The organism is Agromyces seonyuensis (assembly GCF_009789225.1).
Classification (GTDB): domain Bacteria; phylum Actinomycetota; class Actinomycetes; order Actinomycetales; family Microbacteriaceae; genus Agromyces; species Agromyces seonyuensis.
In genome coordinates this window covers 35,143-47,548 of sequence record NZ_WSTA01000024.1, presented here as the reverse complement: position 1 = coordinate 47,548, position 12,406 = coordinate 35,143, and the positions used below count along the sequence as shown (strand labels likewise).

Genomic DNA, 12,406 nt, shown 5'->3' with positions numbered 1-12,406 from the left:
CGACGAGCGGGCCTGGCGCGCGGCCTGGCGCGCGGCGGCTGCCCGCCCGGTCACCCCGGGCTGGGGCGACCGACGCGGCGAACCGCGCCTGCGCGCCGAGATCGCCGAGCACCTCCGCGTCGCGCGCGGCGTCGACGCGCACCCCGACGAGATCCGGGTCGCCGCCGGCACGTCGGAGGCCCTCGCGGTGCTCGCGCAGGCCCTCGGCGACCTCCTCGGCCGTTCCCCCGCGATCGCCGTCGAGGATCCGGGCTATCCGACCGCCCGGCGCATCCTCGCCCGGCAGGGCGCCCGCCTGACCCCGGTGGCCGTCGACGACGACGGCTTCGACGCCGACCTGCTCGACGGGCTGCCGGAACGGCCCGACGCGGTCCTGCTGACCCCCAGTCACCACTACCCGCTCGGCGGGCGCCTGCCGCTCCCGCGCCGCCTCGCCCTCGTGGACTGGGCCGCGCGCACCGGCGGCGTGCTCGTCGAGGACGACTACGACAGCGAGTTCCGCCACACCGGCGCACCCCTGCCGGCCCTCGCCTCCCTCGATCGCGGTGCGGGCCGCGTCGTGCTGCTCGGCTCCCTCTCGAAGGTGCTGACGCCGTCGCTGCGACTGGGCTGGCTTCTCGTGCGCGACCCGGTGCTCCGCGCCGCGATCGACGCCGTCCGGGCCGACCTCGACGCCCCGATGAGCGTCGTGGCGCAGGATGCGGCGGCAAGGCTGCTGGAGTCGGGCGCCCTCCGACGGCACATCGCCGCCGTGCGGCGCGAGTACGCGCACCGGCGCGGCCTCGTGCTCGACGCGCTCGGCGACCTCGACCTGCCCGGCGTCCGGCTGCGCGGCCTCGACGGCGGACTGCACGGGGTGCTCGAACTACCCTCCGCGGTCGTCGAGGACGCCGTGCTCGACCGACTCGCCGACGCCGGCGTGCGCGTCGCACGCCTCCGCGACTACCGCGTGGAGACCGCCGCGGCGGGCATCATCTTCGGCTACGCAGCCCCGACCGACCTCCGCCTCGCGGCGGCGCTCGCGGAGATCGCTCGGGCCGTGCGGGCATCCGTCTGAACGATCGGCGCACGGATGCCCGTCGGCGGGCAGCCTGGGCCGCGGTGTCGGCGGCCCGTGCGAGGATGTGGGCCGTGCCAGTGGACTTCACCGCGATCGACTTCGAGACCGCCAACGCCTCCAGTTCTTCGGCGTGCTCGGTCGGGCTCGTCAAGGTCGTCGACGGCAAGGTCGTCGACACGCTCTACCGGCTCATCAAGCCGCCGTTCGGCCACGACGAGTTCAACGAGTGGAACGTGCGCATCCACGGCATCACGCCCGCGATGGTCGCCGGCGCCGACGAGTGGCCCGCCGTGTTCGCCGAACTCCGGGAGTTCGCCGGCGACGACTGGTTCGTCGCCCACAACGCCGGGTTCGACATGGGCGTGCTGAAGTCGATCACCTCGACGGTCGGCCTGCCCGTGCCCGACCACCGCTACCTCTGCAGCCTGCAGGTCGCCCGCAAGACCTACCACCTCGACTCCTACCGGCTCCCCGTCGCGGCGATGGCGGCCGGCTTCGAGGACTTCTCGCACCACAACGCCCTCGACGACGCCCAGGCGTGCGCGGCGATCGTGGTGCACGCGGCCGCGCGCCACGAGGCGGGCGACCTTGAGCGCCTCGCGAAGATCACCCAGGTGCGCGTCGGCGCGATCGGCCCCGTCGCCGTGCGCGAGCAGCGCAACCTGCACGGGCCGATGGCCCTGAACTGACGCCGCGCCGGCTCACCCCGCCAGCAGCGCCTCGACCTCGCGGAGCGAGCGCACTTCGAGATCCGGTCGGATCGCGCCGTCCCCCGGCGCGCCCGCGCGGTTGAGCCAGACGGCGCCGATCCCCGCGGCGAGTGCGCCCGCGACGTCGACCGAGAGCAGGTCGCCCACGTGCGCCGCGCCGGCAGGCTCCGCGCCGAGGATGCGCAGCGCCGCCGCGTAGCATCCGGGGTCGGGCTTGGCCGAACCGACGTCGCCCGACACGACGACGGCGTCGACGTACTCGAGCAGGCCGGCGTGCTCCGCCTTCGCGCGCTGCGAGACGCCGGGCCCGTTCGTCAGCACCGCCACCCGCACGCCGCGCTCGCGTGCCCGTCGCAGCAGCGGGATCGCGTCGTCGTAGAGCCGGGTCGACGCTCCCTCGAGCCGGCGGTAGGTCGCCGCCGCGTCGTCGGCGATCCCGACGTCGAGCGAGAGCGACGCGAGCATCGCGGCCCAGAGCCCGCGCTGCATCTCGTCGGCGTCGAGGCGCCCCGCGCACCAGTCGTCCTCGACCTCTGCCCAGAAGCCCGGGAACGCCGACCGGTTGGCCGCGACGAGCGAGGCGGGTTCGATCTCCGGATGCCTCGCGGCCAGCTCCTCGCCCGTCGCCACCAGCACGCCCGCGCGACCGGAGTGGTCGAGCAGGGTGTCGTCGAGGTCGAGCAGCAGCGTCGCGATCGGGCCCATGCGGGCGAGCCTAGGCCGACGGGATGCCGCGGGTCGAGCCGCAGCCGAGCGGGGCGAGCCACTCGGCGGTGATGCCGGACGGAGCGAGCGGCGATCCGGTCCAGACGCGGACCGTCCGGGCCCGCCGGGCCGTGCGTCCGCCGATCCGGGCGGCGCGGCGCGGGCCGTGGCGTTGTCCCCGGTGGCTGCGAGCATCGTTCCCATGGAGATCGTGCTGCTCATCATCGGACTCGTCGTCGGCGCCCTGCTGGGCTTCGTCGTCGCGCGCCTCGTCGGCCGCGGGGGTGCGTCGGCCGCCGAGTCGGCCGAGGTGGCGGCAGCCCGACACGAGCGCACCCTCCTCGAAGCACGCGCCGCGGCCGATGCCGACCGAGCCTCGCTGCTCGCCGCCGAGCGCGCCGTCCAGTCCGAGCTCACGGCGCAGCTCGCCGCGGCCGACGCCGCCGCCGACGGGCTCCGCGAGCAGCTCGGCGCGCTCCAGTCGCAGCAGCGCGAGGCCGCGCAGCAGCAGCGGCTCGACCAGGCCGAGCGCCAGGCGCGCGAGCAGCGCGAGTCGCAGGTGCTGCAGGCGCTCTCCCCCGTGCGCGAGACGCTGGCGCAGATGCAGTCGAAGGTTGCGGAGATCGAGCAGCAGCGCGCGAACCAGTACGGCTCGCTCGCCGAGCAGCTCAAGCAGGCCCAGATCGCCGACGAGCGGCTGCGCACCACGACCGAGTCGCTCGCGAGCGCGCTGCGCTCGAACGGCACGCGCGGCGTCTGGGGCGAGACGCAGCTGCGTCGCGTCGTCGAGGCGGCGGGGCTCATCAAGCACGTCGACTTCGACGAGCAGTTGCAGATCACGACGGATGCCGGCCGCGGACGGCCCGACATGGTCATCAACCTGCCCGGGGGCAAGTACATCCCGCTCGACTCGAAGGTGCCGCTCGAGCACTACCTCGAGGCCTCCGCGATCCCCGAGACCGCGGTCGGCGAAGAGGGCGCACGCCGGAAGGCGCTGCTCGGGCAGCACGTGAAGGCGATGCGCGGGCACATTGACGCCCTGGCGAAGAAGGGCTACTGGAACGGCCTCGACTCCCCCGAGTTCGTCATCGCGTTCGTGCCGAGCGAGTCGCTGCTCTCCGCCGCGCTCGAGGCGGATCCGGTGCTCCTCACGCACGCCTTCGAGCGCCGGGTGGCGCTCGCCTCGCCCGTCAACCTCTTCGCCGTCCTGAAGACCATCGACTACGCCTGGCAGCAGCAGGCGGTGTCCGACGAGGCGAAGAAGCTCTTCGATCTCGGCACGCTGCTCTACTCGCGCATCGGCACCCTCGTCGGCCATGCCGACGGCCTGCGCAAGGCGATCGAGCGCACCGTCGACTCCTACAACAAGTTCGCCAGCTCGCTCGAGTCGCGCGTGCTGGTCACCGCGCGCCAGTTCCCAGGCATCGACGAGTCCAAACTCGACACGGTCGCCGCACCGCCGCACGTGCACGATCAGCCGCGGCGGCTCACCGCCGGCGAGTTCGACGCACCCGTGCTCGATGCCGGCGCCGCGGCCGATGCCGCCGAGTCGGTGCGTCTCGCCGACGCGGGTTTCCCGGCAGGGCTCGGCGGTGCCGCATTCGACGACCCCCCGTTCGACGACGCCGGATTCGACGGGACGGGACTCGACGGCGCCGACCTCGACCCCGAGATCCGCAACCTGTAGCGCGCCGCGCGCCGACTACTGCTGGATGACGGAGAGCACGTTGCCCGACGGGTCCCGGAACCAGGCGATGCCGGCCGGTCCGCCGGACGGGTCGTCCGATCGGGCGATGCCGCGCTCGTCCGTGCCGAAGTCCTCGTCGCCCGAGTAGAGCTTCGTCGTGACGCCCGCCGCATTGAGGGCGTCGACGGCCGCGTCGATGTCGGCGACGACGAAGTTGAGGATCGTGAACTCCGCCGGCACGTGGCCGGGTCGCTCGTACGCGAACACCTGCTGCCCCGACGGCAGCGTCAACGTGAAGGAACCGGGCATCGCATCCTCGTCGACGGGCAGTCCGAGCGCTTCGCGGTAGAAGGCCACGGCTGGGGCGATCTCGCCCACCCCGAATCCCGGAAACGCATCCTCGATGTCGACCATGACCCCTCCTCGGTTCGACGACCGTCGTCGGTCCGAGCCTTGCAGGGTGACGCCTCGGCGTCGACCCCTGACTGCTAACCCGTGAAGACGGGACCGGTCGATCACGGAGGGGGTCCCGGGGCGGAGAACGGCCACATCCGCCGCCCCGGGAAGGGGGACCACGCCGGCCACGGCGCGATCTCGGGATGCCTCGGGCCCGCACCCGGGCATCCACGTCTGTTATCGGTCTGCTTCGTCGAGCCACTTCTCGACGAGGTGCTCCGCCTCGATGCGACGCAGCGTGCCGGAGCGGCCGCGCAGCACGATCGACTCGGTGCGGATGATCGGGCCCTCGCGCTTGACGCCCTTGACGAGCGCTCCGTCGGTGACGCCGGTGGCGATGAAGAAGGTGTTGTCGCCGGCGACCATGTCGTCGAGTTCCATCACCTTGTCGATGTCGAGCCCGGCGGCTTCGCCGCGTGCTCGCTCGGCGTCGTCCTTGGGGGCGAGGCGTCCCTGCATGTAGCCGCCGAGCGCCTTGACGGCGCAGGCCGTCGTGATGCCCTCGGGGCTGCCGCCGATGCCGATGCACGCGTCGATGCGCGTGCCGCGCTGCGCGGCGATGATGCCGCCGGCGACGTCGCCGTCGAGGATGAGGCGCGTGCCCGCGCCGGCCTCGCGGATCTCGCGGATGAGCTGCTCGTGGCGGGGCCGGTCGAGCACGGCGACGCGGAGCTCGGCGATGTCCTTGCCGAGCGCGGCGGCGAGGCCGCGAAGGTTCTCGCCGACGGGCTTGCGGAGGTCGACGACCCCGCGGCCCTCGGGACCGGTGACGATCTTGTCCATGTAGAAGACGGAGGAGGCGTCGAGCATCGTGCCGCGGTCGGCGACGGCGAGCACGGAGAGCGCGTGCGAGCGGCCGGCGGCCGTGAGGCTCGTGCCGTCGATCGGGTCGACCGCGATGTCGCACTTGGGGCCCTTGCCGCTGCCGACGTGCTCGCCGTTGAAGAGCATCGGCGCTTCGTCCTTCTCGCCCTCGCCGATGACGATGACGCCGTCGAAGTCGACGGTGGAGAGGAAGACCCGCATGGCATCGACGGCGGCCTTGTCGGCGGCGTTCTTGTCGCCCTTGCCGATCCACGGCACGGCCCGGATCGCGGCGGCCTCGGTCGCTCGGACCATCTCGAGGGCGAGGTTGCGGTCGGGGTGGTGGAAGAGCTCGGCTTCTTCGCCCATGGCGTCTTGCGGTCCTTCCACGGCCCCGCCGGTTCGGCGGCGTGCCGGTCGTTCTCGGGAGTCTCGGGTCGGATCTCCGTGTGCTCCAGCGTATGGGCGGGCCCCGTCACTTTCACTGCATTCGAGTGTGAAAGTTCTGCGGTTCTTAACGGACGGGGAACGGTGCGCGGGCGGGCCGGTGCGGGGCCGCGCGCGGGCATCCGGCCAATTCGCCCGAGCATCCGGCCAGGCGGCCCGCGCCCGGCGGAATCCCCGGGCCGCGCGGGAGGCCCGTCGCTAGACTCGTGCCGAATCAGCGAATCTTCCTGTGAGGAGCACCATGCCCATCGCCACTCCCGACCAGTACGCCGAGATGCTCGCCGGCGCGAAGGCGAAGGGCTTCGCCTTCCCCGCGTTCAACGTCTCGAGCACGCAGACCCTCAACGCCGTGCTCCAGGGCCTCACGGAGGCCGGCGCGGACGGCATCATCCAGGTCACGACGGGCGGCGCCGACTACTTCGCCGGCCACACCGTCAAGGCCCGCGCGACCGGTGCGCTCGCGTTCGCGAAGTTCGCCCACGAGGTCGCCAAGTCCTACCCCGTGACGGTCGCCCTCCACACCGACCACTGCCCGAAGCCGGCGCTCGAGGACTTCGTCCTCCCGCTGATCGCCGCCTCCGAGGACGAGGTCAAGGCCGGCCGCGAGCCGATCTTCCAGTCGCACATGTGGGACGGCTCGGCCGTGCCGCTCGACGAGAACATCGAGATCGCGAAGCAGCTGCTGCCGCGCATCAAGAACATCGACGCCATCCTCGAGGTCGAGATCGGCGTCGTCGGCGGCGAAGAGGACGGCGTGAAGCACGAGGGCTCCAACGACGCCCTCTACACGACGACCGCCGACGTCTCGAAGGCCGTCGAGGCCCTCGGCCTCGGCGAGCAGGGCAAGTGGATCGCCGCCCTCACCTTCGGCAACGTGCACGGCGTCTACGCGCCCGGCAACGTCAAGCTGCGCCCCGAGCTCCTCGGCGAGATCCAGGCGGGCATCGCCGAGCAGTTCGGCACCGGCCCGAAGCCCCTCGACCTCGTCTTCCACGGCGGCTCCGGCTCGACCGACGCCGAGATCGCCGAGGCCGTCGCCAACGGCGTCGTGAAGATGAACATCGACACCGACACCCAGTACGCCTTCACGCGTGCGATCGCCGACTACATGCTGAAGAACTACGACGGCGTGATCAAGGTCGACGGCGAGGTCGGCAACAAGAAGCTCTACGACCCCCGCGCCTGGGGCAAGGTCGCGGAGTCGGCGATGGCGCAGCGCGTCATCCAGTCGACCCGTCAGCTCGGCTCGTACGGCAACTCCATCTCCGCGTAAGCGGCAGCGCAGGAACGGAACACCACCAGGCATGAGCGACGCGGATCGACCGGGCGTCCCGGGCACCGACGGCAGCAGCAACGGCGCCGGGAATCCCCCGGTCGATCCGCGTCCGAAGCCGAAGTACGGCGAGTACGCGCCCGAGGGCTGGACGTGGACGCCGCCCGAGCCGGCCCGGCCGGCCACGCCGCCGACGCCCGCACCGGGGTCCTGGCCCGCACCGGCCGTACCGCACGCCGGGCCGGTCGCACCGGGCGCCTCGGAGTCGGCCGACCCGGGCAAGCCGGCTCGGCCGCGCGACCTGCCGGTGACGATCGTGCTCCTCATCCTCGGGCTCTTCGGCGTCGCCTTCGCGGCGGGCACGATCCTGGTGCTGCCCGAGTCGATGGCGATGCTGCACGCCCAGTACGGGCTCGCCGCGTACGAGCCGGGCGACGACATCGGCACGGTCACGACGATCGGCGCGATCCTGCAGGTCCTGCTCTATGTCGCGGTCGTGATCAGCTCGGTGCTGCGCATCCGCGCGGGGCGCGGCTCGTGGTGGCTGCCGATCGTCGGCGCGGTGGTGTCGACGCTCATCCTCTTCATCGTGGTCTCGCAGGTCACGGCGGGCGACGCGGCGCTCATCGAGTTCTTCGAGAACGGCGTTCCCGCCCCGACCCCCTGATCCGCATACTGCGTCGACGACGGCCCCGGCTCGCGAACGCGAGCCGGGGCCGTCGTCGTGGTGCCGCGATCCGGCACGGCATCCGGGCTCAGGATGCCGTCAGCGACGGATCCTCGTCGGCATCCACGTTGCCGGCGAACTGCGCCTGGTAGAGCCGGGCGTAGGCGCCGTCGGCCTCGAGGAGCTCGGCGTGCGTGCCCTGCTCGACGATCGAGCCGTGCTCCATCACGAGGATGAGGTCGGCGTCGCGGATCGTGGAGAGCCGGTGGGCGATGATGAACGACGTCCGGTCGGCGCGCAGCGCGGCCATGGCGTGCTGGAGCAGCAGCTCGGTGCGGGTGTCGACCGAGCTCGTCGCCTCGTCGAGGATGAGCACCGTCGGGTCGGCGAGCATGGCCCGCGCGATCGTGAGCAGCTGCTTCTCGCCCGCGGAGAGGCTCGACGCCTCGTCGTCGAGCACGGTCTCGTAGCCATCCGGCAGGTGCCGCACGAAGCGGTCGACGTAGCTCGCCTCCGCCGCGGCGAGCACCTCGGCGTCGGTCGCGTCGGGGCGGCCGTACCGGAGGTTCTCGCCGATGGTGCCGGAGAACAGCCACGTGTCCTGCAGCACCATGCCCATGCGGCCGCGCAGCGCGTCCCGCGTCATCCGGGCGGTGTCGACCCCGTCGAGGGTGATGCGGCCGGAGTCGATCTCGTAGAAGCGCATGATGAGGTTCACGAGCGTCGTCTTGCCGGCCCCGGTCGGGCCGACGATCGCGATCGACTGCCCGGGCTCCGCAGTCAGCGAGAGATGCTCGATGAGCGGCTTGTCCGGGGCGTAGCTGAACGAGACGTCCTCGAAGACGAGCCGGCCGGTCGTCTTCGTCGGCTCCTCCGGGTGCTCCGGGTCGGGGCGCTGCTCGTCGGCGTCGAGCAGTTCGAAGACCCGCTCGGCGCTCGCGACGCCCGACTGCAGCAGATTCGCCATCGAGCCGAGCTGGCTGAGCGGCTGGGTGAACTGGCGCGAGTACTGGATGAACGCCTGCACGTCGCCGAGACTCAGCGAACCGGCCGTGACCATGAGCCCGCCCACGACCGCGATGGCGACGTAGACGAGGTTCCCGACGAACATCATCGCGGGCATGATGATGCCCGAGACGAACTGCGCGCCGAAGCTCGAGCCGAACAGCTCGTCGTTCTTGCCGTCGAACGTCTCCTGCACCTCGCGGCGGCGGCCGAAGACGCGCACGAGCGCGTGTCCCGAGTAGGCCTCCTCGATCTGGGCGTTGAGCTGGCCCGTCGTCGTCCACTGGGCGATGAAGAGCTTCTGCGAGCGCTTGGCGATGATCGCGGTGATGAGCACCGTCAACGGGATCGTCACGAGCGCGATCGCGGCGAGCAGCGGCGAGATGATGAACATCATGACGACGACGCCGATGACCGTCAGCAGCGAGGTGAGCAACTGGCTCATCGTCTGCTGGAGGGTCTGGGAGACGTTGTCGATGTCGTTGGTGACGCGGCTCAGCAGCTCGCCGCGCTGCATCTTGTCGTAGTACGAGAGCGGCAGCCGGTGCAGCTTCTCCTCGACGTCGGTCCGCAGCCGCAGCACGGTGCGCTGGGTGACGCCGTTGAGGATGTAGGCCTGCGCCCATCCGAAGATCGACGACGCCACGTAGAGCAGCAGCACGAGCACGAGCACGTTGGCGAGGGCGCTGAAGTCGATGCCGGAACCCGGGTGCAGCTGCATCGTGGAGACCATGTCGGCCTGCTGGGTCTGCCCCTGCGCACGCAGGCCTTCGACGACCTGCTCCTGCGTCGTGCCGGCGGGCAGTCCCTTGGAGATGTACCCCTCGAAGATGAGGTTCGTCGCCTGGCCGAGAATCTTGGGGCCGAGCACCGCGAACACGACGCTCACGGTGCCGAGCAGCACGACGAAGAGCACCGGCCACATCTCCGGTTTCAGCCGCCCGACCAGGCGCTTGGCGGAGGGGCCGAAGTTCTTCGACTTCTCGGCCGGCATGCCGGCGCCGCCCATCGGGCCGCCCCCGCCGGGCCCGCCGCGGCGCTTCTGGTTGCGGACGATCGTGGCGGTCTCGGACTCGTCGCCGCGCTCGTCGGCGGGGGTCGTCTCGCTCATGCGGCCTCCTCGGCGCTCAGCTGGCTCGCGACGATCTCGGCGTAGGCCTCGCTCGTCTCGAGGAGTTCGTCATGGGTGCCGCGGCCCGTGATGCGGCCGTTCTCGACCACCAGGATCTGGTCGGCGTCGATGATCGTCGCGACGCGCTGGGCGACGATGAGTTTCGTCACGCCGGGCACGCGGGTCTGGAGGGCGTCGCGGAGCCGGGCGTCGGTCGCGGTGTCGAGCGCCGAGAACGAGTCGTCGAAGAGCAGGATCGGCGGATCCTTGACGAGCGCCCGGGCGATGGAGAGCCGCTGGCGCTGACCGCCCGAGACGTTGGTGCCGCCCTGCGCGATCGGCGATTCGAGGCCGCCCGGCATGGCGTCGACGAAGTCGATCGCCTGGGCGATCTCGAGCGCGGTGCGCAGCTGGGCGTCGGATGCCTCGGGGTTGCCGTACCGCAGCGTCGAGGCCACCGTGCCGGCGAACAGATACGGCTTCTGCGGCACGAGCGCGAGCTGGTCGTAGAGCGCGGCCTCGCCGAGGTCGCGGACGTCCGTACCGCCGATCTTGACGGTGCCCTCGCTCGCGTCGAACAGCCGGGCCGCGAGGCCGATGATCGTGGTCTTGCCCGCACCGGTGGCGCCGATGATCGCCGTGGTCCTGCCGGGCTCGGCGACGAAGCTGATCTCGTGCAGCACCGGCGACTCGGCGCCGGGGTAGCTGAAGGTCACGCGGTCGAACTCGATCGCGCCGGGCTCGGCGAGCCGGTCGACCGCCTCCTCGGGCAGCACGACGCTCGAGTCGGTGTCGAGCACCTCCTTGATGCGCACGCCCGAGACCGCGGCGCGCGGGATCATGATCGCCATGAACGTCGCCATCATGATCGCCATGAGGATCTGGAGCAGGTAGCTGAGGAACGCGGTCAGCGCGCCGATCTGCATCTCCCCCGAGTCGACGCGGAAGGCCCCGAACCAGAGCACGGCGACCGAGGACACGTTGAGCACGAGCATGACGATCGGGAACACGAGCGCGAAGAGCCGGCCCGCGTCAAGCGCCGTCTTCGTGAGCGCGGCGTTGGCGTCGTCGAAGCGGGCCTGCTCGACGGGCTCGCGCACGAAGGCGCGGATGACGCGGATGCCCGTGAGCTGCTCGCGCATGACCCGGTTGACCTGGTCGATGCGGGTCTGCATCGAGCGGAACAGCGGCACCATGCGCACGACGATGAGCCCGACGGCGCCGAGCATCACCGGCACCGCGACGACCATGATCCACGAGAGCACGAGGTCTTCCCGGAGCGCGAAGACGATGCCGCCGATCGCGAGGATGGGCGCGGAGACGAGCATCGTGCACGACATGAGCACGAGCATCTGCACCTGCTGCACGTCGTTCGTGGAGCGGGTGATGAGGCTCGGGGCGCCGAAGCGCTGCACCTCCTGCTCGGAGAAGTCGCCGACGCGGCGGAAGACCGCACGCCGGAGGTCGCGGCCGATGCTCATCGCGAGGCGCGCGCCGAAGTAGACGGCGGTGATCGACGCGGCGACCTGCACGAGCGTGATCGCGAGCATGAGACCGCCGGTGCTGAGGATGAAGCCGGTGTCGCCCTTGGCGACGCCGTCGTCGATGATGTCGGCGTTGAGGCTCGGCAGGTAGAGCGACGCGACCGACTGGATGAGTTGGAACAGGACGACCGCGAGGAGGAGCCCTCGGTACGGTTTCGAATACTGCACGAGCAGTTTCCAGAGCATCAGCTGGACTCGCTTTCGGTGCGGGCGGACGAGGTGATCGGAGCCGGTTCGGTGCCGGATGCCGGTGGAGCGGGGCCGTCGCCCGAGGCATCCTGCCGGGCGTCGGAGGTCGGATGCCCCTCGTCCGCGGCGATGCCGTGGACGATGAGCCGGGCGAGCTCGGCGGTGTCGAGCCCGGTGGTCTCGGCGAACTGGGGCAGTGCGGTCGCGAACGCCACGAGCCGGGCGTAGGCGAAGACGGTCGCCGGCGGCACCCGGAGTCGTTGCAGTTCGGGCTCGAGCATCGTCTCGAAGAGTCGGTGCATCTCGGCGAAGTCGGGCGTGAACGGCGGGCGCTCGCGCATGCCGACGGCGGCGACGACGCCGAAGATGCCGCTCATGCGCTGCTGGAACATGCCGAGGAACATCTCGATCTTCGTCTCGAGCGGGTCCTCCGGGTCGATGCCGCGGAGCTGGTCGCGGAACGGCGCGGGGTCGAGGAACTCGACGACGGCGGCGTCGATGATCGCATCCTTGTCGTCGAAGACGCGGAAGAGGGTGCCTTCCGCGACGCCCGCGGCCTCGGCGAGCTGCTTCGTCGTGACGTCACGGCCGTGCTCGACGAGCAGCGGCACCGCGGCGCGGGCGATCGCGATGCGGCGATCGTCGGGCGACATGGGTGCGGCGCGGCGGGGTCGTTCGGACACGGGCATGCCGCGATGCTACACCTGCGAGTGAGCGCTCACTCACTCATTGGACGAACGGCCCGGGA

General features: G+C 71.5%; 11 protein-coding genes. 5 read left to right on the top strand and 6 right to left on the bottom strand.

Features of this window, described 5'->3' with window-relative positions:
- Positions 1–1,057, top strand: a 1,057-nt coding sequence (locus GB864_RS07370) for an aminotransferase-like domain-containing protein (RefSeq protein ID WP_160423699.1), incomplete at its 5' end; no start/stop codon positions are given.
- A gap of 74 nt (positions 1,058–1,131) precedes the next feature.
- Positions 1,132–1,749, top strand: a complete 618-nt coding sequence (locus GB864_RS07365; protein ID WP_160423698.1) for an exonuclease domain-containing protein — start codon at positions 1,132–1,134, stop codon at positions 1,747–1,749.
- A gap of 12 nt (positions 1,750–1,761) precedes the next feature.
- Here the strand turns inward: GB864_RS07365 and GB864_RS07360 are convergent, their stop codons facing one another.
- The gene (locus tag GB864_RS07360; RefSeq protein ID WP_160423697.1) at positions 1,762–2,475 is read right to left on the bottom strand and encodes an HAD family hydrolase; all 714 of its coding nucleotides are present in this window, start codon (positions 2,473–2,475) and stop codon (positions 1,762–1,764) included.
- Between the two features lie 202 nt (positions 2,476–2,677).
- Between GB864_RS07360 and GB864_RS07355 the strand changes: the two genes are divergently transcribed.
- Positions 2,678–4,162, top strand: coding sequence for a DNA recombination protein RmuC (locus tag GB864_RS07355; protein WP_160423696.1), 1,485 nt, complete (start codon positions 2,678–2,680; stop codon positions 4,160–4,162).
- 15 nt (positions 4,163–4,177) lie between these two features.
- Here GB864_RS07355 and GB864_RS07350 read toward each other — a convergent pair whose 3' ends face one another.
- Both GB864_RS07350 and glpX read right to left on the bottom strand, forming a co-directional pair.
- Positions 4,178–4,576: a VOC family protein gene (locus tag GB864_RS07350; protein WP_160423695.1), complete on the bottom strand. Its 399-nt coding sequence runs from the start codon at positions 4,574–4,576 to the stop codon at positions 4,178–4,180.
- Positions 4,577–4,795: 219 nt separating this feature from the next.
- A complete protein-coding gene (glpX, locus tag GB864_RS07345) occupies positions 4,796–5,791 on the bottom strand; it encodes a class II fructose-bisphosphatase (protein ID WP_160423694.1) in 996 nt (331 codons plus the stop codon).
- A gap of 319 nt (positions 5,792–6,110) precedes the next feature.
- Here glpX and fbaA point away from each other — a divergent pair, with 319 nt between their 5' ends.
- Together fbaA and GB864_RS07335 are read left to right on the top strand one after the other, a co-directional pair.
- The gene (fbaA, locus tag GB864_RS07340) at positions 6,111–7,142 is read left to right on the top strand and encodes a class II fructose-bisphosphate aldolase (RefSeq protein WP_160423693.1); all 1,032 of its coding nucleotides are present in this window, start codon (positions 6,111–6,113) and stop codon (positions 7,140–7,142) included.
- A gap of 31 nt (positions 7,143–7,173) precedes the next feature.
- Complete coding sequence (locus tag GB864_RS07335) at positions 7,174–7,809, top strand: DUF6264 family protein (protein WP_160423692.1); 636 nt, start codon at positions 7,174–7,176, stop codon at positions 7,807–7,809.
- An 88-nt stretch (positions 7,810–7,897) separates the two neighbouring features.
- Here the strand turns inward: GB864_RS07335 and GB864_RS07330 are convergent, their stop codons facing one another.
- The 3 genes from GB864_RS07330 to GB864_RS18150 all read right to left on the bottom strand — a co-directional run bounded on the left by GB864_RS07330 (position 7,898) and on the right by GB864_RS18150 (position 12,347).
- The gene (locus tag GB864_RS07330) at positions 7,898–9,823 is read right to left on the bottom strand and encodes an ABC transporter ATP-binding protein (RefSeq protein WP_202107049.1); all 1,926 of its coding nucleotides are present in this window, start codon (positions 9,821–9,823) and stop codon (positions 7,898–7,900) included.
- Positions 9,824–9,921: 98 nt separating this feature from the next.
- Positions 9,922–11,655: an ABC transporter ATP-binding protein gene (locus GB864_RS07325; RefSeq protein ID WP_160423690.1), complete on the bottom strand. Its 1,734-nt coding sequence runs from the start codon at positions 11,653–11,655 to the stop codon at positions 9,922–9,924.
- The gene (locus tag GB864_RS18150) at positions 11,655–12,347 is read right to left on the bottom strand and encodes a TetR/AcrR family transcriptional regulator (protein ID WP_202107040.1); all 693 of its coding nucleotides are present in this window, start codon (positions 12,345–12,347) and stop codon (positions 11,655–11,657) included. Before GB864_RS18150 ends, GB864_RS07325 begins: the two co-directional genes overlap by 1 nt.
- Positions 12,348–12,406: the final 59 nt, after the last annotated feature.

Coding starts and splice junctions, on each gene's coding strand:
- GB864_RS07360 (WP_160423697.1), bottom strand. CDS start 2,475: ATGGGCCCGATCGCGACGCTGCTGCTCGACCTCGACGACACCCTGCTC.
- GB864_RS07355 (WP_160423696.1), top strand. CDS start 2,678: ATGGAGATCGTGCTGCTCATCATCGGACTCGTCGTCGGCGCCCTGCTG.
- GB864_RS07350 (WP_160423695.1), bottom strand. CDS start 4,576: ATGGTCGACATCGAGGATGCGTTTCCGGGATTCGGGGTGGGCGAGATC.
- glpX (WP_160423694.1), bottom strand. CDS start 5,791: ATGGGCGAAGAAGCCGAGCTCTTCCACCACCCCGACCGCAACCTCGCC.
- fbaA (WP_160423693.1), top strand. CDS start 6,111: ATGCCCATCGCCACTCCCGACCAGTACGCCGAGATGCTCGCCGGCGCG.
- GB864_RS07335 (WP_160423692.1), top strand. CDS start 7,174: ATGAGCGACGCGGATCGACCGGGCGTCCCGGGCACCGACGGCAGCAGC.
- GB864_RS07330 (WP_202107049.1), bottom strand. CDS start 9,823: ATGGGCGGCGCCGGCATGCCGGCCGAGAAGTCGAAGAACTTCGGCCCC.
- GB864_RS07325 (WP_160423690.1), bottom strand. CDS start 11,655: ATGCTCTGGAAACTGCTCGTGCAGTATTCGAAACCGTACCGAGGGCTC.
- GB864_RS18150 (WP_202107040.1), bottom strand. CDS start 12,347: ATGCCCGTGTCCGAACGACCCCGCCGCGCCGCACCCATGTCGCCCGAC.